The organism is Niallia endozanthoxylica, from assembly GCF_008710145.1.
GTDB lineage: Bacteria > Bacillota > Bacilli > Bacillales > Cytobacillaceae > Bacillus_BD > Bacillus_BD endozanthoxylica.
Map to the genome: position 1 here is coordinate 81,179 of NZ_VYKL01000014.1, position 25,716 is coordinate 106,894.

A 25,716-nucleotide genomic window follows, 5' to 3' on the forward strand; every position below is an offset into this window, starting at 1 on the left:
ACATATTTTTGTTTAGTATTTCTAGCTGGATATGGATCTCCTTTTGATAACAGATGATGATCCATTTATATCGTTTTCTTCCATCACTTTGTCAAAAGACGCATACTTTTCTTGAACCAGCAGGTAACCAAGAGATACAAGAATACATGGTACCGCAAACAAAGCAAATGCAAATTTAGTATCAATACCTGTTGTAATTAGCATAGCGATTAACGTTGGTGCAAGAATGGAACCAATACGTCCCACAGCCAGCGAGTATCCTGATCCGGTTGCGCGTATTTCACGAGGGTAGTACTCAGCAATGTATGGATTTGCTAAGTTCATACCTCCAAATGTACCTACACCTGCAAGAAAAATCAAAATGTATACAAAAGCAATATTTGACGTAAGACTCATGCCTATAAACGCAACAATACCCAGGGCAAATGAAGTAACTAGGACCCTCTTATGTCCTATTTTGTTAGCAAAGTAACCCCCTGCCAAAGTTCCGATGATTTGACCAAAACTAACCACCATATTAAATGACAAGCTTGATTTCATACTAAAACCTGCATCTTGCATTAATTTTGGCAGCCATGTGTTTAGCCCGTATACGATCATCATTGTACAAAATACAGCCATCCAAAAAGCAATTGTGCTGAATGCCCTATTGTTGGTAAACAGCTTTTTAACCGGAAAGCCTTGACTTTCTTTTGCCGCCATTTCTAGCTTATAATCATCTGTTTCTTTAAAATCTCCGTCTGGTTTTACTTTATTAAGGATTTCTACCACTTTTCCAATCTGTTTTTTAGCTAAATAATAAGACAGTGATTCAGGAAAGTATTTAATAAATAGAGGGATTGTCAGCAAAGGAATTCCGCCGATATAATACAATATCCTCCAGTTTGTCTGTTGAATCAAAAACATTCCAATTAATGATGCTAAAATACCACCTAATGCATAGCCAATATAAATCGATCCTACAAGGATAGGACGGTTCTTTTTCGGTGAATACTCTGTCATAAGGGAAATACAGTTCGGCATCAATCCTCCCATTCCAATGGCAGATATAAAGCGCATAACCGTAAACCAAATAAGATTAGGAGAGAATCCAGCTGCTAACGTAAAGGCACTGAACAAAAACATACATAGTACAATGGCATTTTTACGACCAAATTTATCAGCCAATGGAGATAGTACGAGTGCCCCTAACATCATACCAATTAATGAATAGCTTCCCACCGCTCCTGCCTGCATTGGGGTTAAATTCCATTCTGCCATCATCGATGACAATCCAACACCATACATAGCAATATCATATCCATCAAAACCGATGAGATAAAAACACCAGACAAAAACCAATAAATGAAAGCGGTTAAATTTACTAGCAGATACAACATCTTGTGCATCAATTGTACGCATGCCTATTACTCCCTTTATTTATGTATGATTAAAATGAAAAGAGGCTGTCTCAAATGTCTGGCACCACTATACACTATTAAACAGTAAAATTTACTCATAATAATCATTGTAAGTGTCAGACGCTCTAACAGCCTCTTTAGTCAGGAAATCTCATGAAAATTTATTATATTAGCTCTACCGATTCAAAAATCGATTATTCCTTGATGATTTATTTCACTCCATTACTAAATCATTAAGCTGCCGCCGTTTACATCTAAGACAGCACCATTTACATAACTGGCTCTATCTGAAACAAGATACACTACTGCATCAGCCACTTCGTCCGGCTGACCGATTCTCCTGAGCGGTGTCCTTAATGCAGCTTGTCGGCTTAATTCTTTATCAACACTCTGAGTCATTGGTGTATCAATCCTGCCTGGTACGACCACATTCACTCGAATGCCATTAGGACCATATTCACCAGCAAGCTTGCGGCTTAACCCTAAAAGTCCAGCTTTACTCGCTGCATAATGGGCGGATGTTACAGGGCTAAAGGTTCTAGATGCTTGTGAACAAATATTAACAATAGAACCTTGACCTTGTTCAACCATCATTTCTAAAGAAGCCTGGCTGCAAAGAAACGCACCGTTTAAATTGATGGCAATCACTCTATTCCAATCTTCAAATGTGATATCTTTAAAGGGAATCGCACCATTCGGACCTTTTGGTGAGATCCCCGCATTATTAACCAATATATCCACTTTATTGAATCGCTCTTTTATTTTTTCTTTCGCTTCGGATACCAACTGTGGATCTGATATGTCGATTGGAAGAGCCAACACGTCAATATCGAACGTTTTTAGTTTCTCTGATAGCTTATTTAAAGCTTCCTTGTTTATATCACTTAAAACAAGATGGCTTCCTTGCTGGGCCAACTTTTCACTGATAGATTGCCCGATGCCGCCAGCTGCTCCTGTTACCCAGCTAACCTTATGCTTCAGTTCCATTTAGGACTCCACCTTCACAGTATCTTTATCAACGTAAGTGACACCTAAATTTTGTAATTTTTCACGAAGCCCATAAATATCTAACCCAAGCTCCCCTTTTGCAAGACGTTGTCTAACGATTGCTTCACGATCTTCACGTGCTTGTGCAGCTTGTGCTACTTTTTCGACATCCTCTTTAGGTACTATTACGACACCATCACGATCCCCAATAATAACATCACCTGGGTTTACAATGGCACCTGCACATACAACTGGAATATTTACGGAACCTGGAGTTGCTTTAACTGTGCCCTTCGCAGAGATCGCTTTTGACCAGACTGGAAATTTCATCTTCGTTAATTCCGTTGTATCACGTACCCCTGCATCAATAATTAAACCTTCCACACCTCTTGATTGTGCGGATACTCCAAGGAGGTCTCCGAACATTCCATCCGTATTATCAGAAGTGACTGTCACTACAAGAACATCGCCTGGTTGACACATTTCAATTGCCGCATGAATCATCAAGTTATCACCTGGATGAGCGGAAACGGTAACCGCTGTTCCACATACCTTAGCAGTATCGTAGATAGGGCGAAGGTACGGGTTCATTAAACCGGTACGTCCCATTGCTTCATGAACAGTCGCTGTTCCAAATGATTTTAACCTTTCAATGGTATTCTGATCTGGCCGCTCGATATTTTTTATAATGACATGACTCATACTAGTGTACCTCCTACAGTTGGAAAATGACGTTGATAGGCTTCCGCATACGTGATCTTACTGCCTGAAAGACTAATGGCACTGCCGATATTACGGCCAGCTTGCATCCCGCGGCGCTTCGCTAATTCTGAATAGTACTCCCATAAATGTTCTTGTGCATTCATACATTCCATCGCTTTACGCTTACGATCAAATACAGAACTAATATCTAAAAAGGCATTCGGTTTAAAATCACATTGTTCTGGTTGATGCGGCTCAAATGAGAAGACTTGAGGTGCTCCTAATATACCGTGTTCTGAAGGATAACCTTCTGCTTGAGCAAGAACGCGGCATTCTAGAACAAATTCTGCTGTTCGCTTATGGTCAAAATTATATGGATCTTCAAGTGAATGTGTCAGAATGATTTCTGGTTGATGTTCTCTAAATTCATTCACAACAATATCCTGTAATTCTTTTGTTATTTGTAAAGGATAATCCCCAGCGTCTAAAAATCGAATTTCGGCACCTAAAATTCTTGCTGCTTCTTCTGACTCTGCGCGGCGTTTGGCCTTAATTTCTTCTAGTGTTTTTCCATCTTTCCATAAACGGGCAGACTCTCCACGTTCGCCAAAAGATAAACAGATGACACGTACTTGATACCCTAGATCATGATATAGAGCGATTGCCCCGCCGCTGCGCCAAATAAAATCTGCTGAATGTGCACTTACAACTGTAATTGTTTTTTGTTTATTAGACATGATTTATTTCCCCTTTGGCATATTATTTAAATTTTCGGAATTTAATTCAAATACCAATTATAATGATAAGTATACTTATATTTGATTATGAGCTTTTTAAGGTTTCTAAATCAGCATGTTTTTGTATAAACTGTATGACTAGTTTAGTAAATTCTTGCGGAGCCTCACTAGGAAGAAAATGTCCATATGGCAATACAGCCATTTCGGCATTTGGAATAAGTGAACGGACCTTCTCACCCATAGTTAAGTCATTTATTTGATCCTCTGATCCCCATACTACCAAGGTCGGTACCTTAACATGAGGCAATCTTCTTTGAAGATTATATCTAGCCCTATGTAAAGGTTGATTCATATGATTTAAGATTTTTTGATATGCTTCAACTGCACCGGTTATTTTTGTACGTTCATACCATTTTTGAGCTGTTTCTTCTATATTAATGCTTCCTGGTTCAGTGGTTTGCTTAACATGTTGTAAAATCTCTTCGTATGAAGGCGGAGTGAAAGCAGTCATTGTTGATAAGGTTCGAGTTGATATTCCGCCATTTCCTACTAATGTTAGTGTACGAACACGTTCAGGACTTTCATAACCAAAAAGAGCTGCCACCCATCCGCCCATGGAATGACCTACAATGTGTGTGGACGAAACCCCGATTGCGTCCTGAAATTCCCTTACAAAATCCGCTAGATACGAAAACGAATACTCTACAGGAAGCCGGTCTCCGTTACCCCATCCTACAAAATCTGGAGCGTACACATGAAAATACTTGCTAAGTTCTTCTACATTTTTTAACCAATAATCGCCCCCTGTGTAGAAACCAACCCCGTGAAGCAGAATCAGAGGCTCACCCTGACCTGCTTCTAAGTAATAAGTTGTACCGTGACTTAATTGAATCTGGTTTTCTTTAATCTCCATCTTAATCCTCCTTTTCTAGTATTCTTGTCTATTTATCTTAAGATAAATAGAGTTTTCTATAGAACTTAAATTGTTCCAATTACTTCCAGACTGCAAATGTCATTCCTACTCCTGTACCGGCTGGTGAACGGTAACCTGCAACATATTCTAAATATTCTACTTTCTTATCTTCTAATGCTCCCGCTGCAACAATCCAATTCAAAATCTCTCCAGAGGCTCCCTCTAACTTTTCTCTCGGAATGGACTTAAGAACTTCCTCGTCTCCTCTTTTTAAACCATCGATCACCACTTCATCCAGTTTTTCATCTAGTTTAAAATGGCTTAGTCCTCCGGAACCAATGATTACAACACGTTTATCTTCTCCCCAAGATTCAATGGCCTTTCTCAGGGCTTTTCCAAATTCGTAGCAACGAGCTGGTGTCGGCTTATTTGGCGGGAAGAAACAGTTAACGAAAATCGGAACCATTGGGATTGTTTTATTAGATAGAAGACGTCTTCTTACAAAGGTATAAGCATGACCGATTGAACGCCCTTCAACTTGTGTTGTACTCTGAGAAACATCAAATCCATCTAGCATCATTTGTTCAATGATATGATTTCCAAGTCCACTTTCTGTTGGATAAATATCCGTGTTTTCTGTAGTATGCCATGCCCAAATGACAGGACGTAACGATGGATGAAGATCATCTAATTTTACAGGAAAATCTTTCAATTCTGTTCCATTGAACACTCCAAAGGTTGGCTTCGCTTCATTCATAAACAGTTCTTCCTGATCATCTCCAATGACAACTAAAATATCAGGATCTGCGGCAAGGATTTCTTTGTTAAGATGATTGACAGCTGCATTACACATTTCGTATTTTTCTTGCCAAAGTTTTGGGTCTAAATGTTCTTCAAGTGTTGCAGCCAGTTCCTGTGAACGTTCTTCAAAATTTGTCTCAGGATTTAAACGATCCCTATCTGCATGCATGGACCAAACTTCCGCTGGACTGCTAACTTGAGGACTATGTGACGAACCAATCCCTAGTACAATTTTTGCCATTTAAACCTCTCCTTTTTACCTTTATATTTATTAAAATAATTTATTCGTTATCTTCTAGGCACGTTTTCTATCATTAGAAATAACTGTCATTCAGGTAAAACCGCGATAATCTCCAATTGTACAACTGCTCCTTGTCTTAACTGGGTCACTTTAGAATGTCGAGCCGGTCTGCTTTCGGGATCTGGAAACATTTTGATCCACTCTTCATTAACTAAATCTCGAATGCTTTCATCCTGAACTAATACGGTCACTTTCCCGATATGTTCTGGACTCCCGCCCGCAACTTCCATAAAACTGCGAACGTTTTGAAAAACATACTTTACTTGTTCTGCAGAATCCTCTGGAATCAACCCTGTCGCAGGATTATTACCAGCAATGGCTGAGGAAAAAACCATATTGCCCAATTTAGAACCCAATGGAATGGGTGTGTTACCATGAGCTACCCCTTCAATTTCAATACTTTTACGATAAGTCATTTCGTCACCTCATTCGCTTCACTCTTTATCACTTTCACTCATTTATAAGTTGTCCTCTTAAATGAGTTCAATATTGTTTAACAATTTTGTTTATAAATTTAGTATATTTTCTAATCACTAATCTGTCAATGAATAATATTTAAAATTTTCTAAAAATTTTATTGAAAATAACATGCTTGAGAGAAGAATCACATCATGATTTCACCTCTCAAAAGCAGTTATATCAAGAGTTAAACAAAAATTTATAAAAACGTGGTTAGATTCATAACAGTTAAGATAGATTGGTCAGGGTAAATGCATCGTGAGGCAATTTTCCACTCTCCGTCGACTTTACGCAGAACATCTATACGCTCACCAAAGATTTCTTCTGCTTGATGATCCGTACCTCTACTTCGTTTTGTTAAAAAATAGCTGTTTACATTAATTTCATTGTTCTTTAATCCTGGTTCAAGCACAATATTAGAAACAAAATGGCGGGTGTGTAACGGTGGATCTTCTGCCCACGCTGAAGTCGTTCCAAATCTTCGTACACGCGTTGTTAAAGATTTCTTACTTTCTTCAAAATAGGTCATAGCATCGTCTTTACCTGTCAAATCTTTTGATTCTCTTGTCACACGTACTGGCATTCGATAAACGATGTCATCAGTTAGTAATTCCAGCCAATCCTCATATTTTCGAGAGTCTAATAATCGCGCTTCCTTATTAAGCAAATTAGTAATGTCATAGAGTAAGTCCATGTTTAACTTGATCTCTTGTACTTCCATATACAATCTCCTCTCCCAATAATTACTATATGAATCAAACGCTTACACATCATTCATCTCGATCCGCAGACAGTAAGTCAAGCCAATAATCATGCATTCCCCTTAAAGCGAAGTCCGTAAAGCAAGTCGGATAGGCAATCCCAGGACCCGGCCAAGATCTGTCCGGCTCGATTTTGTCCATACCCATCATATAATTTAGGACATTATTAAAGTTTAGATCACGATCTCGGGCCATTTTCCCTTTACTTGCTTTTGTCACACGAGTCCAAATTTCTGTATCATCTGCCTCTAACGTTCCAGATGGGCCGAAAGAAGCTACATAACCTTTATACGACGCTTGTTTATACTCTTCAGGTGCAGCCTTATCAATTAAAAACCATGCCCAAATTTCAGTTTTATCCGGTGCAATAGGTCTCCAAATACGCAGTGTTAAATAGTTATGCAAATGCCCTTCGTTTCCATGTACTGGACAGTGGAATGCTAAATTTGGAAAACAGTTTCCAACTATAACTACAGTTTTTTTATATACTTCTAACTGTTCTTTCGTTAGATTTTTCTCAAACATTGGCCACATTTCTTCTGGAAGCCCTTGATATGGAGGTACATTTAAACCATTATCCGAAGAACTAACATTGATTGCATGTCCATGATTTAATTGAACTTGATGTCCATAGCTGGCATAAAGCGGATCCTGTGGACTGATACCTAGTTCAACAGTTGACTTATGTGTGGTTGCTACATGGTATGGATCTCCACCAAAGTTTTCTGCTGCAATCTTCCAATTAGTATTGACAACCCAGCGCTGTGGAGAGCCGACTACTTCCATCCCACCATCACTACGTGCCAAGAATAAATCAAAGTACCATTTAAGTTCACCTAGATAGTCGTCAAGCGCCATCGCATTTTTATCTAAATTTCCGAAAATGAGTCCTTTATAAGTCTCAACTCGTGGAATTTTTCGTAAATTCCATTCTGGTCTTACCATTTTTTCGCCAAAGACTTTATTACCAGCAATGACTCCCATTAATTCTCCATCTGTATTGAAGCTCCAGCCATGGAATGGGCAGGTAAAGGTTTTTCTATTCCCCAAATCTGCGGCACATAAATGAGTTCCACGGTGAGAACATGAGTTTAAAAATACATTAATTTCACCTTTTTTATTTTTCACTAACAAAACCGGATCATCCATTAACCATCTAGTCACATAATCCCCAGGCTCCTTTAGTTCAGATTCATGCCCTAAATATTGCCATGTATAACCAAATACCTTATCCTTTTCTAAATCAAAAACCTCTGGATCACTGACCATCCATTGGGGAAACAACCCTTGATCAAGCTTTTCTTTAATATTTTCTAATCTTTCTTTCGAAAGTACACCATTTGAGTTTGGTTGACGTGTAATGCTCATTCAGACTCCCTCCATTTATCCACATTAATATCCCTCATACTAACAAACTATCCATCTATCTTGATTCCTTAACCAAATCTTGTTTAGAAGTCGCTTCTATTACTTTAGTAAAATGTTCTAGACTTTTATCAACAAAATTATTTTCTTAATTTTAGGAATAAATAATTCCCTCTTCCTCTAAAACTTTTTCTATTACTGAAATGGCTGCTTTAGCGCATTCAACATCTTCCTCCGCTGTACCGCCAGAAACACCGACCCCTCCTACTAACACACCATTCAAATAGATTGGCAATCCTCCGCCAAATATAGCGAGGCGGTTTGTATGTACAATCCCATGAAGAAGAGCCGGGTTATTCTTAATGGTTGGATACCAATCCTCGGTTGCTCTTCCTGAAGCTGAAGTATATGCTTTATTCTGAGAGATTTCTAAGCTCAATAAGCTGGCACCATCCATCCTTGTGAATGATTTTAAATTCCCCCCATCATCACAAATGGCTACAGTCACTTTAATTTTTAACTCTTCTGCTTTTTTACAAGCAGCCTTTAACATCTCAAATGTTAATATTTGTGGAAGTATTGGTTTTTGATAGCTAGATTTCATTATTTAATCTCCTCTCTTTTTGAGAAACAGTGTGAAGTTTCATTCGTTTAAATGATTAGCAATAATTTTGAGGGCAAAATTGATGAACATTTTTGTTTTCAATTTGAGTATAAATTCTGATTATTCACCTGTCAATAAATAATCACCGAATTTTTAGAATTTTCGTTTCGCTATTTTTCATTTTTATAATCATGGTCTAAATCCCTATTTTTTTACTTATTAAAGACCAAAAAAACATAAAAAGCCCTGAGATAACACCTATCTCAAGACTTTAATCATTTCCTGCCAGCAAATATAAACATCGGTCCCATTGAATATTCAGTGAAAATCGAAGTCCATCCTTTATCCATTTTCACTGAAGAAATTGATAGTTTTGGACAATCACTTGACGCACATGATCAACATGGTGTTCAACTGCTTCAACAGCTTCTTTTTCATTTCGATTTTTTAATGCCTCATAAATTCTTATGTGCTCCTGTAGTGATTCTTGATTTCTTCCAGGAAGTAAAAGACTTCTAAAATTAATTCTTTTTAATTGGTTTTTTATCATATTAATCATTTCAACGGCCTGCATATTTCCTGAAGCTTTATATATAATTTCATGAAATTCATGATTTAATAATGTATATTGATCAAAATCATTTTCTTCTGTAAATTTTTTCATTTGTTGTACAATTTGATCAAGTGCTTGTACATCCGAATCTGTTATTTTTTGGGTTGCATTTTTAGCTACTAATCCTTCTAATACTCCCCTAATTTGCATGTAGTTCACAACTTCCTCCATTGAGTAGGACTTAATCGTGGCACCCTTATTTTTCTCAAGTTCAACTAGATTTTCTCGGGCGAGCATTAATAACGCTTTTTTGATTGTATTTCTACTAACTCCTACATCTTGAGACAACTGTGCTTCTATTAATTTTTGCGAAGGTTTATACGTACCATCTAGAATTCTTTCTTTAATATATTGGTATGCTGTTTCCGTTTGTTGGCTCATCCTTTTACACTCCACCTGATTATTATAATCTCAAAGTTCAACAATATTGTTTACAATTATCTTACATCCTATTTGAATATTTCGTCAATGTAATTATGCGGGCAGGCTTTTTATTCTTGAAAAGAAAGTCATCTTTATCCCCCAAAAAAAGCTCAGAGTCGCTCTGAGCTTTCCTTTTTAAATGAAATTTATTTATAAATAAATCTCATTCTTATTCAATTCCATGCTTCTTTAACAGAAAAAACTGCCTTTCTGTTTTTTTATTTCTTCTTCAATATTTCTAAAAACACCTTAATCTCATCCAAGATAACAAAATGTATATAATAGTTGAACAAAAATAGAAGTAATACCCACTTAATCAATCTTAAAATTTAATTTCTGGATTTTAATTAATAAGCATCTAATTTTATATATTTATCCATGAGAAGAGTCGGCTCTGTAACCGACTGGATATCGTCAATGGTATACCCTTTTGCTACTTCAACTAATTTTAAACCAGATGCTGTCACATCGATCACTGCCCGTTCTGTAATAATACGATGGACCACTCCCTTACCTGTCAAGGGCAAAGTGCATGTTTTTAATATTTTAGGTTGTCCCTTTTTATTGGTATGGTCCATGATAACAATAATCTTTTTGGCTCCATGAACCAGGTCCATTGCTCCTCCCATTCCCTTAATCATTTTTCCAGGAATCATCCAATTGGAAAGGTCACCTGTCTCAGAAACTTCCATTCCACCTAAAATAGCTACATCAATATGTCCTCCGCGAATCATAGCAAAGGACTCCGCACTAGAAAAATAGGAAGCACCCTTAGCAGCGGTAATGGTTTCTTTACCAGCATTAATTAAATCAGGATCTATTTCTGACTCCTTTGGATATGGTCCTATACCAAGCAACCCATTTTCAGATTGAAGCACGACCCTTTTATCCTTACTAATAAAATTAGCAATTAAGGTCGGCATGCCAATTCCAAGATTCACGTAATTTCCAGAGACAATCTCTTTTTCCGCTCTTTTGGCAATTTTCTCCCTTATATCTAACGTTTGTTCAATTGGAGTACTCATACTTTTTCCCCCACTTTCTGTACCGTTCGTCTTTCAATTCGTTTCTCTTTCCTGCACACAACGATTCGTTGTACATAGATACCAGGTGTTACAATGTGCGCGGCGGGAATGTCTCCCATCTCCTCCACTTCTGCAATCGTAACCCTTCCAGCTGCAGCCATGATTGGATTGAAATTTTGTGCCGTTTTGTTATAGATTAAGTTTCCCATTTCATCCGCCCGTAAAGCTGAAACTAAGCTGAAGTCAGCTGTTAGTGAATGCTCGAGGATATAGTCTTTCCCATTGAAGGTACGAGCTTCTTTTCCATCAGCAACAATGGTACCTACTCCTGCAGGTGTATAGAAGGCGGGGATCCCGGCTCCTCCAGCGCGAATTTTTTCTGCTAATGTTCCTTGAGGCAAAAGTTCAACCTCAATTCCCCCTGATAAAAATTGTCTTTCAAACTCCTTATTCTCACCCACATAGGAGCTTATCATCTTTTTGATTTGCTTCCTTTTTAAAAGAATTCCTAACCCCCAGTCATCAATTCCACAGTTATTCGAAATAACTGTTAAGTTTTTTACACCTGTTTCTGAAAGGGCTTGAATCAGGTTCTCAGGAATACCGCATACACCAAAGCCCCCAACCATAATTACCGCACCATCGTGTATATCCTTCACTGCATCTAATGGAGAGCCGACTATTTGTTTCATTCTCTACCCTCATTTCTATTAACTTACCATTCTCATTCTTTTCACTCATTCTTTTCACTCATTCTACTTAACTCATTATTCAGTGAAAGCATTCTTTCATACTTCTTTGACGGAACTAGAAAATGAATAAAGGGAAACCCCTAAGGGTCTCCCATCCTAGAGAATCACCAGTTCATCCTATTTAACGGTTGGCAGCGGTTTCTTAATCCACTCATTATAGAACGTATCAATATCCGGTTCGAAATCAAGAATAATCGGATACCAAGGAGGAACGGCTTCAACTTCCAACTGCGTTGCACAGCTTGGGCAATAATATTCGCGAATGACCTGCCACTCTGGGTCCGGTGACATTAATTTCGGATAAATTTCATTCATTTTTTCCTCTGTATCCCGCACAAAAATCCGTGCTTGGAGCTTCCAATTTTCTCGATAATCACAGAATTCGTGACCGCAATCGCATTTGACTATACGGTCTCCGTTTGCTTTTTGCACAATATAGAGATGCAGCCCATATGGAAGCAGGATGGGATCATCCCAGCTCACACGATCCTGCAAAACCTCCCGATAAATTTCAAAACGCTCCGGGTCTTTATGGCTTGTCATCATATCTTTCAACTGATAAAATTCCAGCGTTCCATCTATCAATTCACCAATTCTTTTTTTATCGTATTTTGCCACTTTCTTCACCTCTTTGTCTCAATTTATTATTTTTTCTTTTTAAATCGATTGATACGTGAACCTAGTGTAGGTACACCTAAATCATCTTCATAAATCATCCATTCTTCAGGGATGTTCCAGAAGCTCTTGAATTCACTCGTAAACTTCTCACTTAAGGCAAAGCTTTGTGCATACATATGTTTCACCTGAATGGCAGCCTCTTCGTTCATAATCTTCGTTCTTTCGCCTTTCATCCACTCTTGAGTTGGCTGGCTGCGGTTCAAACGTTCCATACGAACTTGCTTGCGTTTTTCTTCCGTAGCTTTAAGATCAACGGTATAGACGCCATTTTCCTCTGTAAAAGCACATCCGTATACTTGTTCTGCATAACGGAGAAGGATATATTTTTCATTCAAATCGTTTTCAACTTGTTTTGGATCCCTTTCAAGCGGATCACCAAAACCAGGACCTCCGCGAAGGTAGTTCATAATCACATCATAGTCACCAAATTCTTCTTGTGTTGATACCGCTTGTCTATCACGGTATACAACCTCGGCCTCCATATTTTCCTCATAGGTTGGATTGTCTGGATCGACATCACCGCCTAACGGAATTGGTAGACCTTTCTCAATACGGTCTTTGATATTGGTTTTATTCGCTTGGAATCGATAGCCTGCAGATGCCGGATAACCACCCATGAGACCGCAGTCTGTCGCCATGACTCCTGAGCCAGCAACAAACATCGTCCATTCCTCTGCACCCCATCCTAAACGAAGCGATTGCCAGCCATTTCCGCCACGGTATTTACCAGCTCCGCCTGATCCAGGTAAAATTTGTCTTCCAAGGAAGATAAGAGGTTCAAGCAGCTCCCAAATTTCCATATCACCCATGTCTCCCTCTGGATTCCAGAGAGCGGCCGAATGGCTGATTCCATCTTGAACAGCACTTGCTCCTACCCCGCAAGAAGAGGTCTCAAAGCTATTCATTGCAGATAATTGACCATATTGATCATATCCTCCGCCCATCAGCCAGTTAGAGGTATGTGCATTTCCAGCGTTTACTTCCTCTAAATATCCGCGACCAAAGTAAGAACGGCTTAGGCCCCGCCATAATGGCGACCATGCCGCAACAAGCGCATGCCATGTATTCGAATGGGCAGACCGAATATCATCCGGATTAAACCAGGATCCATATGGAATACCAAACTTACTTGCGTAATAGGCACCATCGTTTATCCGGTCATTTGGGACAAGCGTTTGGGAAAGCATAACCCAGATTCCACTCGTAATCGAAACCGGTGTGGCATTGAATGGGTGCCAGCCCCAGCGGTTTGCTCCTTCAAAATCAATTTCAAACTTAGCATCCTTATGAACAGTAATTTCAGAAGGTGTATGAATAATTGTATTCAGCTTCGCAAAGGAAGGAAGATCTAAATCCTTAAACGGTACATCTACAAATGATGCTTGACGATATTTTCCTGGAATTAACATCGTTTTTACTTGGTTTACGAAACCGCGGCGTCCATCCTCGATAATCTCACGCATAAATTCTTTATACGCGTCAACGCCTTCTTCCTTAATAACATCTAGTACAAGGTCACGGATCATGTGACATCCGGCAATACGGGTTTTTTCATCCAAAGTCCAATATTTAACGGCACGTACGGACCTTGTACTTTCTAGCAGCCAATCTTTAGATAACGTGTCATTTTGACCAATTTTTCGGCATGTGACTTGATAACCATCATCATATCGCTGAACTGGACCCATTGGCATACTTCCCGGTGCAGAGGCTCCTGTATCAATTACGTGCGTTACACCGCCGGCCCAGCCGACTACTTCTCCCTCCCAGAAAATCGGAACAAGGGTATGAACATCACATGTATGAACATTTCCTACATGGTTATCGTTATTACAGAAAATATCTTTATCTGCAATACCAGGATTTTCTTCATAATCGTTTTCAATCATAAATTTAATCGCCGCACCCATCGTCCCTACGTGGATAATAATTCCCGTTGAGGTAACAATCGAATCGGCTTCAGGTGTGTACAAGCTAAAGCACAATTCCCCTTCTTGTTCGACGATTGGAGATGCCGCCACCTTTTTAGCTGTTTCCCTTGCATGAACTACACCGCCGCGCAGCTTGGAATAGATTTTTTCAAAGCGAATCGGGTCGCTTTCCTTAAACGGAAGGGTCTTTAAACCAGCATAATGACCCGTTTCTCGACTAATTTCATCCATTTCCTTCCGCATTTGCTTTAGTGTTTTTCCGTCCCAGCCGATCGTTTTTTTGCCTTGTAGATCCTCAAGAGTTTTTGCCAAATGTAATACCCCCTTAAATTGAATTGAATGGTTTGAAAGCTATTATTTTAATTCCCTTAAATGGAAAATACGGTTTTCATCAAGATAAGCCTCAAATCCGAGCGGAACGACTAATGTTGTTGCTGTGGATTCAAGAATGGCAAAGGCAGAAATTTTGTTACCTGGCAATAATTTTTCCATTTCATAAATCTCTGCTTGCAGGAACTCACCATCCCAATAAATTTCGCGGTAGCCTATAAAAGCGTCACGAGGCGGTATTTCACCGGCTAATGGTTCCTGTGGAATTTGCGGTTTTGCCACTTCAACCACACCACGAACAATCGCACCTGTGATGGAATAGCCTAGCTCTGGTGAAAGTGCAGCTTTTGCATAGACACGTGCATAGGTCTCTTCAAAGGTCCTTACAAGGCTTTCCCAATCTTCGACAGAATTGAAGGATGAAATCGGAGCTTCAATTTCGAGATCGTTCAATTGTCCTTGATATTGCATCCGGAATAACAAACGAAAATCAACATCCTCTGGCTGATAATCATTTTTCCTAAATTCCTCTGTTACTTTGGTCTTTAATTCATCCCATGCGGCTTGTAATTCTCTGCCCGCAAGTAACGCATCAGAATCCTCTGCTCCATCATCAACATTTAAATCCAATGTTTTGTCATATCGATATTCGAAATCTGCCGCGCCGCAGCCAAATGCTGAGAACCCAGCAGCCCAAGCAGGAATTAGAACATCTTCAAAACCAAGTCCCTTCGTATAGCCTGCTGTGTGCAACGGACCACCGCCGCCGTAAGAGAAGCAAACATATTGAGAAGGAGAATACCCTTTTCCTAGAATCATCGACTCAAGATAGTTTCGAAGCTGTGATTCTAATAATTCGATTACCCCGTATGCTGCATCCTCAACGGTTAAACCAAGCGGATCAGCAATTTGTGTTTTCACCGCTTCATAGGCTTTAGCTTTTGAAAGCTTAATGACTCCGCCAATGAAATTATCTGGATTAATTAGACCAAGTACGACGTGACAATCTGAAACGGTCACCGTATCCAGTCCGCCTTCAGGGTTACAAACGCCCACACGGGATCCCGCACTGTCCGGTCCTAGTGTAATATTTCCATAGTTTGGATCAATTCGAACGAAGCTTCCTGTACCCGCACCTGTTGTATCCATTGAAACAAGCGGCAATGATAAAACCAGACGGGCCATATCAGGACTTGCATTGATGGCTAATTCTCCTTGTGTAATCAAACCAATATCAAAGCTTGTTCCTCCAATATCAGAGCAAGCCACATTTTTCAAGCCGAGCTGTTCAGCTAAGTATTTGGCGCCAACCATGCCTCCAATTGGACCCGATACGCACGTTCTTGCCAATTCATTGGCTTTAATACTGATCGTGCCGCCGTGACTAGCCATAATCCGAAGGTCAAAATCGGTTCCTGCTTCCCTTAAAGCTTTATCAATATTTGCCAGTGTTTGACGAGAAGGTTCCGCCGCATAGGCTTCTACAATCGTTGTATTTGTCCGGTGGGATTCTTTTCGAACCGGATAGTAATCAACCGTTGCAAACACTTTAATGTCTTTATTTGCCTTTGCAACAATTTGTTCCGCGATATCACGAATTCTTCTTTCGTGAGCAGGATATTTATAGGAATGCAGTAAGCTGACAACAATCGCTTCTACATCCTCATCAATCAATTTTTGAATAGCTGGTTCAATTTCATGCTCATAAAGTGGAATGACCACATTTCCGAAAAGGTCTACCCTCTCAGTAACGCCAACAGTCCATTTTCTTGGAACAAGCGGCGGGTCAAAGTGATGGGTATTGATATGAATCTTGTCCGAATAGGAGTAGCCAAGGAAAGATTGAAGCCCTCGTCCCATTCGGTGGTTATCCTCCATCCCTTTATTTACTACTAATCCAACTCGCCGTCCAACCCTGGAAACGAGGCGGTTGAGCATTGCCGTTCCAGAATAAACCCCTGCTAAGAGGTTCGGGAATTCGTCCTCCATTTTCGCATCCCATTGGCTCAAAGCGTCTCTAGCAGAGTTTAATAGTCCAATATGCTCGTCTAGCGGAGTAGTTTGTGCCTTACCGACGACAAAATCTCCCTTTTCATCAATAATGAACGTGTCTGTCATAGTACCGCCGGCATCAATAGCAAGAATTTGAGATTTAGCCAAATAAAACGCTCTCCCTTCAATTGAAAGTAAATGGATTAAACAGCAGTTTATGTAAAAATAGCAGTCTTATTATTGCTGTCACTAGTAATCTAGCAAGCAGCGTGCCAACTTTCCGTCATTTTCAAATTTTTTATATAAAAAGGGGTTAAGAATGGCTTATGTTACTCAGCTACAAATGGGCTTTATCTAAGCAAAATCCCCATTTCATTAGACTTTTCACCCTATCTCAAAGGCTTCAGCATGGTTTATAAAAATTTAGATGAGTCAAAAAACGAACCCGTTCTTTACCACTTACAGGCTTTCCAATACATCCTTTATAATGTGAGAGATAATAGAAAAAAAACTGTTCAATCAACCTGTATTATTTTGCAACACATGTAGCGCTACAGATTGTTTTATCAAAACAGTCAATTAACTATTGATTTAGCCTGCTGGGTCGTTTAATATTTTAAATATACTGAATATTTGAAATATTAAACGACCCATTGTTTCACATTCATCTATATTCACTGATTGCTTGTAAAAAATATTCTAAATTTATATAAGGAGGTTTCATACAAGTTGGATAACCCTTTTCTCTCTATTTTTTCCACAAAGGATTTATCGAATAAAGTTAGTGAAATCAAACATAAATGGGAAACCTTCATCACAAATCCTACTAATGGTGAAAATCTGGAAAATATCGTTCGCCGCGATATCCTGCATTCATGGAGCCGCTGTCATTCTATCGGAATTAATCCGGAACAAAAACAAGCAAGAACAGCACTAACTTCGTTTGAACTAGAAACCCTTCTGTCAGAATCCGAACTGTACCATACAGCTAAACCGATTATTGATAATATTTATGATAAATTAATTGGTACGGGCTATTTAATTACTCTTAATGATGAAAGTGGAAAAATGCTCTATTTAAAAGGCGAAAAGGAACTTATTAGAAAGACAGAGAGAATCAATTTTTTGCCAGGGATGGATTGGAGTGAAAATGCAGCAGGAACGAATGCTATTGGTACAAGCATTGTTTCTAAAAAACCCATTCAAGTATTTTCTGCTGAACATTTCTGTGAAGGCTTTCATCCTATGACTTGTTCTGCATCACCTATTTTTCATCCATATACCAAAAATGCCATTGGAGCCATTGACTTTACAGGATTTTGGCCAAGCACACAACCTCATACACTCGGATTAGCCGTCTCCCTCGCTCAAATGATTGAACAACAACTTCAGCTTAAGTATCGAAGCAAATATACGAAGCTCGAAGAATATTACCATCAATATACATTCAAATACAGGGAGCATTCTGTACTTGTCATAAGCAACGATGCCGTTCTAGTAAATGGAGATCGAACATTATTGAATGTCCTTCAATTGAAAAAAGAATCAACTTTTGAGAACCATCTAAAGATAAAAAAACTTCTTCAGAATCCAGCTTCTTTCTTTAATCAAGCGAAAGAGTATCAATTTATCCACCTAGAACCCATTATCATCAATTATGAAGAAGTTGGTTATGCGGCTATTTTAAACAAGAAAGCTAAGGCATCATCCAGCATGCTAGCGCTAGCTCAAGCAAAGGATCATCAGTTGATTGGTGAGTCTGTGGAAATGAAAGAAATTTTACATAAATGCCGGCAGATTGCATTGGTCACCACCCCTGTCTTGTTAACAGGTGAAACAGGCACAGGGAAAGAATTAATTGCCAGATATATTCATGATGTTAGTTCAAGAAGTGATAAACCCTTTATCGCGATTAATTGCGGTGCCATGCAGAAAGAGCTCATCGGCAGTGAACTATTTGGGTATGAAAGCGGTACCTTTACTGGAGGAAAAAAAGAAGGAAAGAAGGGTAAATTCGAAGAAGCGAACGGCGGTACCATCTTTTTAGATGAAATTGGAGAAATGCCACTCGATCTGCAAGTGCATTTACTTCGTGTTCTTCAGGAAAAAGAATTGACAAGGTTAGGTTCATCCAAGACCATTACAATCGACGTTAAAGTAATTGCAGCAACGCATAGAAACTTAGAGGCGATGATTGAGGAAGGATTGTTCCGACGAGATTTATTTTTCAGGCTGAATGTAATCTCCTTTTCCGTTCCCTCCTTATCTGAGAGAACAGAAGATATTATCCCTATCAGCCATCACTATTTACGTTTATTTGCTGAGAAATATAATAAAACTCTGTCGCTTCGTTTAGCAGAAAAAACGGAAAGCTTCTTTTTAAGTTATAAATGGCCGGGCAATATTCGAGAATTAAGAAATGCCTTGGAACATGCTGTCATCTTTAGTGATTCAGCAGAGATTGATGTCAGGCACTTGCCCGATTATCTGGCCCATGTTCAACCACAGCCAGCACTTGACAAGGTGGAACATGATAGCTTTTCTGTTATGGAAAAAACAGAAATGGAGCAAATAAGAAAGCTTTTGATTCATAGCAAATGGAATATTTCAGCTGTTGCTAAAGAGTTGAGAATGGCAAGATCCACCTTATATCGAAAGCTCAAAAAGTATCAGTTGAGGGATTTGAATAATACTTTCCAATGAAAGGCTGCCATTGATCTGATGTAATGGAGTTAAAACACAAACAAGCCTGTTATTAAGTATGTAAGATTTATACTATAGTGATAAGCAAACTAGGTTACTGACCTAGTTTCTTTTTATGTACAGCATGATTTTTTATAGGTCACCTTGTATATACCAGGAAAGATACTGAAAACAACATTTTGATATTACTATTGTTAACCTGCTTTCAATGAAAGATAATAGTGGAAGAAATATCAACTCTCATTTTAATAGTCTAGAAGGATGTACCGATTTCAATTCCTTCGGAAAGAGGTTAATCGTGAAATCAAATAAATCGAAAGCTATGGAGCGTCAGGTGTCATCTTCACAGAGTTGCATTCACTCTGTTGAAAAGCAGAAACAATTATATCGACGGACGCTGTTTATTGTGGTGATTTCCCAGATTTTTGGCGGAGCGGGTCTTGCAGCAGGGATAACGGTCGGAGCACTGCTTGCTGAGGATATGTTAGGAACCAATCAGTTTGCAGGGCTTCCTATTGCCTTATTTACACTTGGTTCTGCTGCGGCGTCCTATTTGATTGGACGGATATCGCAGCGTTTTGGGCGGCGTCCCGGACTGGCAGCTGGATTTTTGACTGGTGGAATAGGTGCCATTGGGGTCATTATTGCCGCCTTAACGAATAATATCATCCTTCTATTCGCTTCCCTGCTTATCTATGGAAGCGGCACAGCGACAAATCTACAGGCAAGGTATGCGGGAACTGATTTAGCACATTCCACACAAAGAGCAACAGCGGTTAGCATTGCCATGGTTTCAACTACGTTAGGTGCGGTCGCAGGGCCTAATTTGGTTGAGGTAATGGGTGATGTTGCAGTGAAAATTGGTGTTCCTGCCCTTGCAGGTCCTTTCATCCTTGCTGCTGCAGCATTCATTCTTGCTGGTTTGGTCCATTTGATTTTCCTGCGGCCAGATCCGCTCATTGTGGCAAAGGCCATTGCAGATGGACAGAACACCAAAGATAAGAATCTTTTACACCCGAATGCTACGGAGCTTGCAAATAACAAACGTGGAATCATAGCCGGGGCTTCTGTTATGCTTTTCACCCAAATTGTCATGGTTGCCATTATGACGATGACACCTGTGCATATGAGAAGTCATGGTCATGATTTAAGTGCAGTAGGAATGGTCATTGGCTTTCATATTGGCTCCATGTACCTTCCCTCACTCGTAACAGGGATCCTTGTCGATAAAATAGGACGAACGAAAATGGCCATTGCCGCAGGAATCACTCTTCTGGCTGCCGGTGTCACAGCTGCCTTTGCACCCGCAGATTCCATGTTTGTATTGATTATGGCTCTATCGTTACTTGGACTTGGCTGGAATTTTGGCTTAATCAGCGGCACCACCCTCATTGTGGATTCAACGACTCCTTTCAATCGTGCAAAAACACAGGGAACCGTAGACATCCTGATTGCTTTAGCCGGAGCATCCGGGGGTGCGCTTTCAGGGATGGTAGCAGCGCATACGAGTTATGCGGCACTTTCCCTTTCTGGAGGGATCCTTGCCTTGCTGCTGATTCCTGTTATTATTTGGTCTCGCAGTATTCAAAAGAATGAATAACTCTTCTTCAATTTAAAAATAGAAGCAGGCTTTGGCCTGCTTCTATTACTGTTCGTCTATCAAGACTTTATTTTTCTATAAGACTTAACTTTTCCTCAATTTTTCCTTTTGATGCAAATTCCGGACTAGGTTTGCCGCCCCATCTATCTAGCGTCCATGGACTTGGCTCAAGTAAGCGGGCATCTCTGGCATTTTCTTCTGGAAACTCTTCCATCCCAAAGCTATATTCCATAGTCATTCCATCAGGGTCTAAGAAATAGAAGAAGATACTCTCCGATGGCTCATGACGTCCTGGACCAAATGCGATAGGAACATCGCTATTTAACACACGATTTCTCGCAATTCCAATATCATCAATATCTTCCACCATAAAATTGACATGGTGTAATTTATTCTCGGTATTTTTAATCAAGGCAAAGGAATGGTGATATGGATTTGGGAAACAACGCAGCCAAGCATTTTCACCCAAATGATCAGAAACAATAAAGTTCAATTGTTCAGTAAAGAACTTTATTGTACTATCGACATCAACTGTATTTAGAACCACATGCCCTAATCGTTGGATTTTCGTATGTTTCGGAACAAAGTTTTTAATCATATGCATCATTTTGCTATAAAACTCTAACTCTAATCCTGTATTCGGTTCAACAATACGGAAGGTGCGCCCTTGTTTCAGTTCCTTCTGCTCCTCCTGTGACACTTCTCTTGGATTTAAACCGTTTTTCACAAACTCTTGGTAAGCCAATTCAAGTTGCTTATCATTTTCTAATTGGAAGCCTACTCTTTTGATACCCGGCTCCTGTGATGGATACAAGATAAGATTATGATGGTCATTGCTGCAACGGAAAAAGGATATTCCCTTTTCATTCGTTTCCACATGCTGCAAGCCAACCATTTGATCATAGAACTCTGTTGATTTCTCAACATCACTTACATTTAATGCTACATACCCAATTTTTTTATATCGAAACATCTAAATCTCCCCTATCTTTCTTATAATATTAAACTTACTTTTCCTTGTGGACGTAAACTTTCAAGCTTCAATACTACTTTCTTTTCCTCTATCTTTAACTGTTCATTTTCAATTACCAATTTGTATTCTAGGACGCCAATGAAAGAATCAAGATCTGCTCGTTTTGATCGGTAGGTGGTAAAATTGCATTTAACAGAAATAGAATTCTCATCTTGGTCTACCATTCGAACATTATTGTAATTTCTCAGCGTTGAAGAGTGCGGATATTCTACATGGGCTTCTTTTTTTAACAATCGTAATGCCCTCTGTTCAAGCCGTGCTCTATCATCGTTTACGAGATAAAGAGACTTAGCTGAGTCTGCATTAGGGTTTCCAATCGGCGGGATGAGATAGGAGCCGTTAGATGAAAATAAGGTCGCCCACTCTTCTAATTTCCACTCATCCAAAAGTTCAGCTTCCATGTATAAGAAATCCTCTATGGCTTGACGTGTGATATTCATCCTTTCACCTTCTCTTCTTCAACGTTTATAGAATTTGAATTGGAAAGGATTTCATTGTATTTTCTCCAAAATCCACGCATTTGTTCTTCATCATTAGAAAGTGGCTGCTCACGAATCATTCCTTTAGAAATATCATTCCATTCTACCTCTTGATTGTTCAAGAACCCTTCCTGACAAAGCTCAAGTGCTTCATTATCATCTGGAGTAGCAAACCCTCCTGGACCAATAAACTCCAAGAAGTTATCATTTCTTCTCCGTCTAAATTCCTCATTTTCTCCTTTTGCAGCTAAAGCATAGCCTGTCACTTCCATATACCCTGGTTCAATGGGATAGAACGTACGAATGGTGATCGCCATAATATCATTGATAACCAAGTTAGGGAAAATAAGGAGATTGCGATTCTTTTGGGTAATCCTTTCCGCTCTTTCTTTTCCAAATTTATTTTCTAATTTACGAGTGATTTCATCGATTTCTTTCTGCCCTTCTTCCCCCCAGGCTGGAATCCAGCGTCCGACAGGTCTTCCCCAAGGTGCTGTATATTCCACTACTGCGTGGCCGTTACCTAGATCAAGTCCCACCCCCTGTAGATCACCCTTCGACAATTCTCCGCCCCGTGTTGCCACAATTTCAAAATAAGTCTTATGCGTCGGCATGCCGTGATAAGAATCTACGCTATTTTCAGATAAAAGCTTCCAGTTTGCACGGACGCTATATTCCTGTGGATCTAGTAATACTTCCATACCTAATTCTGACTGATCAGCAACTAAATCAAGATATTCTTTTGCATTTCCTAGATAGTCGTCAAGCGAAATCGCGTTGTCATCGAAATTGACGAAAACAAATTCACGATAGGATTCAAGCCTAGTAACCTCTTTTAAATTTTTGGATCCATTACAGTTAAAGGTTTCAGAAAAGCCATCTTTACCTGGCATTCCAACTAATTCCCCTTTATTCGTAAAGCTCCATGCGTGATAGAAACAGCGGAACACCTTTGTATTCCCTTTATTTTCACGACAAACAAGTGCCCCGCGGTGTGTACAAGAATTGTATAAAGCCCTAACTACACCATCACTGCCTCGTGTAAATAATAGATTTCTTCCGCCTACTTTTCTTCGAACAAAGTCTCCATTTTTCGGTATTTCTGATTCATGCCCGATATATAGCCAACACTTACTGAAGATTTCTTTTTTCTCTCGTTCTAAGATTTGCTGTTCTGTAAAAACACTGCGATGAACTAAAAATTCGGAGTTCAACTTATCTTCAACAACAAACTTTTTCATAAAAATTCCTCCTCATCATTCCATAAATTATTTATAATTCATAATATTCTGAATATATTGCAGGCATTTTTATACGTCAACATGTCTTTCTCTTCTTGACTTATGTTCAACTCATGAATCCAATGTCCTGGGTTTTCCTCTCTGATTAGAAAAGGATAATCCGACCCTATCATTAATTGACTGGAACCGAACTGTTGGATTAAATAACGGAGCGTGTTGGTGTCATACACTAAAGTATCGTAATACATTTTCTTGGCATAATAGCTTGGTGGATGGGGACAAACTTTTCTTATTTCCTCCATCTTTTCCCAACCAAAAGTTAATCGAGGTAATAAGGCAGCGAAGGTTCCTCCACCATGACTAACGTAAATTTTTAAATTTGGAAATTTTTCTAGGATTCCTCCTGTAATCAGTGAAGCCACGGCATAAGCATTTTCAGTTGGAAAGCCAATAATAGCTGATAAGGCAGGAGGTCCAACGATTCGCTCTTTACCAATTGGATGCAGGGCATGGATAAAGATTGAAATATCTTCAGCTTCCGCTTCTGCAAAAAATGGTGTGAAAAATGGATCTCCAATCAATCTGCCGTTAATATTCGTACCTACTTCAACGCCTTTTAAACCGAAGTCATTTTTTAATCTTTTTAATTCTTTGGCCGCTAATTCAGGATCTTGTAATGGGACCATCCCAAGACCAATAAAACGATTTGAATCATTCTCGATAAACTTCGATAATTCAAAATTAATATAGCGTGAGTATTCTAGTGTATCCTCAGCTTTAAACCAATAGGATAATAATTCCGGCATGGGTGATAACACTTGTATCGTAATATCCTCTTGATTCATATCGGTTATTCTTCTTTCAGGACTCCAGCATTGGTCGGTGATGGTTCTGAAGTGTTTTCCCGAAATCATGATCTGTTTATGGTGGGTTTGTCCGCAACTACACTTTAGAGCCGGCCATCGATCACCGCCAAACCGATTACCCATGTCAGGTAAGTGTTCAGGTACAAAATGAGTATGAACATCAACAATCAATTCCCCATTCACGCCCCTCTATTATTAACATGTGTATTAAAGCATTGTACTGCCGCCATTAACACTAATGACTTGACCTGTAATAAAAGTTGTTTTTTCAGAGGCTAAAAACAGAACAGAATCAGCTATTTCCTCTTCGTAGGCACCTCTGCCTTTTGGAATGATATCAATCATTTTCTTCGCCGTTTCCGGTTGTTTTTGTTTATATAACTCTAAAGCCCCTGACTCCACCGCTGGCGGCGCAACGGTATTAACCGTAATATCATACTGCGCAAACTCCCGGGCCAGTCCTGTCGTTAAGGCATGCATACCGCCTTTTGCTGCATTGTAGGCCGCATGCTCCCATAGTCCATTACGAACAGAGTCTGCACCAATGTTTATGACTCTTCCAAACTTTTGCTCAACCATGTAAGGAAGAACCTTATAACAGGACCACAAGCATGTCCAAAGATTTCGATCGATTGTCGTTTTCAGGGTTTCTGGAGTTTGTTCTAAAAATGGTCTTATAACCCCGCCTCCAGCATTATTAACAAGGATATCAATTTTTCTCCATTTAGTTACCGTTTTCTCTACCATTGCTGTAACACTCTCTTCAAGAGAAAGATCACCCACAAAGTAATCAATTTCTCCTGCCGACTGTTCAGCAATTTCAGCTGCTGCCTGTTTGGTACGCTCCTCCTCGGTACCGGTTATGAGAACTTTTGCTCCTTCTCTCGCAAAGCTACTTGCAATGGTCTTTCCTATTCCACGCGATGAACCTGTAACAATCACGACTTGACCTGTAAAAGATGGGTGATTTGTTAGAATAGACATTGCTCAACACCTCTTCATGTTAATCTTTGAATCCGT

23 protein-coding genes are annotated in these 25,716 nt (G+C 39.4%); 2 read left to right on the forward strand and 21 right to left on the reverse strand.

What is annotated here, in order from left to right; translation table 11 throughout:
* Positions 1 to 21 precede the first annotated feature (21 nt).
* The 16 genes from F4V44_RS06775 to F4V44_RS06850 all read right to left on the reverse strand — a co-directional run bounded on the left by F4V44_RS06775 (position 22) and on the right by F4V44_RS06850 (position 16,942).
* Positions 22 to 1,401, reverse strand: a complete 1,380-nt coding sequence (locus F4V44_RS06775) for an MFS transporter (protein ID WP_223881823.1) — start codon at positions 1,399 to 1,401, stop codon at positions 22 to 24.
* Positions 1,402 to 1,625: 224 nt separating this feature from the next.
* Positions 1,626 to 2,387, reverse strand: coding sequence for an SDR family NAD(P)-dependent oxidoreductase (locus F4V44_RS06780; RefSeq protein WP_150439243.1), 762 nt, complete (start codon positions 2,385 to 2,387; stop codon positions 1,626 to 1,628).
* Positions 2,388 to 3,089 carry a 4-carboxy-4-hydroxy-2-oxoadipate aldolase/oxaloacetate decarboxylase gene (locus F4V44_RS06785; RefSeq protein WP_150439244.1) on the reverse strand — a complete coding sequence of 234 codons (702 nt, stop codon included), beginning with the start codon at positions 3,087 to 3,089 and terminating at the stop codon, positions 2,388 to 2,390.
* Positions 3,086 to 3,826 (reverse strand): PIG-L deacetylase family protein, encoded by a 741-nt coding sequence (locus tag F4V44_RS06790; protein WP_150439245.1) that lies wholly within the window; start codon positions 3,824 to 3,826, stop codon positions 3,086 to 3,088. Before F4V44_RS06790 ends, F4V44_RS06785 begins: the two co-directional genes overlap by 4 nt.
* 85 nt (positions 3,827 to 3,911) lie before the next feature.
* Positions 3,912 to 4,739: an alpha/beta fold hydrolase gene (locus F4V44_RS06795; protein ID WP_150439246.1), complete on the reverse strand. Its 828-nt coding sequence runs from the start codon at positions 4,737 to 4,739 to the stop codon at positions 3,912 to 3,914.
* Between the two features lie 79 nt (positions 4,740 to 4,818).
* Positions 4,819 to 5,781, reverse strand: coding sequence for a DODA-type extradiol aromatic ring-opening family dioxygenase (locus tag F4V44_RS06800; RefSeq protein ID WP_150439247.1), 963 nt, complete (start codon positions 5,779 to 5,781; stop codon positions 4,819 to 4,821).
* Between the two features lie 86 nt (positions 5,782 to 5,867).
* Positions 5,868 to 6,257, reverse strand: a complete 390-nt coding sequence (locus tag F4V44_RS06805; protein ID WP_150439248.1) for a RidA family protein — start codon at positions 6,255 to 6,257, stop codon at positions 5,868 to 5,870.
* Between the two features lie 242 nt (positions 6,258 to 6,499).
* A complete protein-coding gene (locus F4V44_RS06810; RefSeq protein ID WP_150439249.1) occupies positions 6,500 to 7,021 on the reverse strand; it encodes an aromatic-ring-hydroxylating dioxygenase subunit beta in 522 nt (173 codons plus the stop codon).
* A 49-nt stretch (positions 7,022 to 7,070) separates the two neighbouring features.
* Positions 7,071 to 8,429, reverse strand: a complete 1,359-nt coding sequence (locus F4V44_RS06815; RefSeq protein ID WP_150439250.1) for an aromatic ring-hydroxylating oxygenase subunit alpha — start codon at positions 8,427 to 8,429, stop codon at positions 7,071 to 7,073.
* 151 nt (positions 8,430 to 8,580) lie between these two features.
* Complete coding sequence (locus tag F4V44_RS06820; RefSeq protein WP_150439251.1) at positions 8,581 to 9,030, reverse strand: GlcG/HbpS family heme-binding protein; 450 nt, start codon at positions 9,028 to 9,030, stop codon at positions 8,581 to 8,583.
* 352 nt (positions 9,031 to 9,382) lie between these two features.
* Entirely contained in the window at positions 9,383 to 10,024 is a 642-nt protein-coding gene (locus tag F4V44_RS06825; RefSeq protein ID WP_150439252.1) for a GntR family transcriptional regulator, read from the reverse strand.
* A gap of 389 nt (positions 10,025 to 10,413) precedes the next feature.
* A complete protein-coding gene (locus F4V44_RS06830) occupies positions 10,414 to 11,091 on the reverse strand; it encodes a 3-oxoacid CoA-transferase subunit B (protein WP_150439253.1) in 678 nt (225 codons plus the stop codon).
* Positions 11,088 to 11,783, reverse strand: a complete 696-nt coding sequence (locus tag F4V44_RS06835; RefSeq protein ID WP_150439254.1) for a CoA transferase subunit A — start codon at positions 11,781 to 11,783, stop codon at positions 11,088 to 11,090. Before F4V44_RS06835 ends, F4V44_RS06830 begins: the two co-directional genes overlap by 4 nt.
* A 177-nt stretch (positions 11,784 to 11,960) precedes the next feature.
* Positions 11,961 to 12,461 (reverse strand): acetone carboxylase subunit gamma, encoded by a 501-nt coding sequence (locus tag F4V44_RS06840; RefSeq protein ID WP_150439255.1) that lies wholly within the window; start codon positions 12,459 to 12,461, stop codon positions 11,961 to 11,963.
* A 26-nt stretch (positions 12,462 to 12,487) separates the two neighbouring features.
* The gene (locus tag F4V44_RS06845) at positions 12,488 to 14,764 is read right to left on the reverse strand and encodes a hydantoinase B/oxoprolinase family protein (protein WP_191090600.1); all 2,277 of its coding nucleotides are present in this window, start codon (positions 14,762 to 14,764) and stop codon (positions 12,488 to 12,490) included.
* Positions 14,765 to 14,806: 42 nt separating this feature from the next.
* On the reverse strand, positions 14,807 to 16,942 hold the full coding sequence (locus F4V44_RS06850; protein ID WP_150439256.1) for a hydantoinase/oxoprolinase family protein: 2,136 nt from the start codon (positions 16,940 to 16,942) through the stop codon (positions 14,807 to 14,809).
* 561 nt (positions 16,943 to 17,503) lie between these two features.
* On the opposite strand from F4V44_RS06850, the gene F4V44_RS06855 reads away from it, so the two are divergent.
* Entirely contained in the window at positions 17,504 to 19,477 is a 1,974-nt protein-coding gene (locus F4V44_RS06855; RefSeq protein ID WP_150439257.1) for a sigma-54-dependent Fis family transcriptional regulator, read from the forward strand.
* A gap of 322 nt (positions 19,478 to 19,799) precedes the next feature.
* Entirely contained in the window at positions 19,800 to 21,077 is a 1,278-nt protein-coding gene (locus F4V44_RS06860; protein ID WP_150439310.1) for an MFS transporter, read from the forward strand.
* 67 nt (positions 21,078 to 21,144) lie between these two features.
* Here the strand turns inward: F4V44_RS06860 and F4V44_RS06865 are convergent, their stop codons facing one another.
* From F4V44_RS06865 to F4V44_RS06885, 5 genes are read right to left on the reverse strand one after another with little or no spacing between them, the layout of a single operon-like run.
* On the reverse strand, positions 21,145 to 22,050 hold the full coding sequence (locus tag F4V44_RS06865) for a VOC family protein (protein WP_150439258.1): 906 nt from the start codon (positions 22,048 to 22,050) through the stop codon (positions 21,145 to 21,147).
* A gap of 20 nt (positions 22,051 to 22,070) precedes the next feature.
* A complete protein-coding gene (locus tag F4V44_RS06870) occupies positions 22,071 to 22,550 on the reverse strand; it encodes an aromatic-ring-hydroxylating dioxygenase subunit beta (protein WP_150439259.1) in 480 nt (159 codons plus the stop codon).
* Entirely contained in the window at positions 22,547 to 23,830 is a 1,284-nt protein-coding gene (locus tag F4V44_RS06875; RefSeq protein ID WP_150439260.1) for an aromatic ring-hydroxylating oxygenase subunit alpha, read from the reverse strand. The genes F4V44_RS06870 and F4V44_RS06875 overlap by 4 nt, the downstream gene beginning before the upstream one ends.
* 38 nt (positions 23,831 to 23,868) lie before the next feature.
* Positions 23,869 to 24,879, reverse strand: a complete 1,011-nt coding sequence (locus tag F4V44_RS06880; RefSeq protein WP_223881824.1) for an amidohydrolase family protein — start codon at positions 24,877 to 24,879, stop codon at positions 23,869 to 23,871.
* A gap of 24 nt (positions 24,880 to 24,903) precedes the next feature.
* The gene (locus tag F4V44_RS06885) at positions 24,904 to 25,680 is read right to left on the reverse strand and encodes an SDR family NAD(P)-dependent oxidoreductase (protein ID WP_150439261.1); all 777 of its coding nucleotides are present in this window, start codon (positions 25,678 to 25,680) and stop codon (positions 24,904 to 24,906) included.
* Between the last annotated feature and the right edge of the window lie 36 nt (positions 25,681 to 25,716).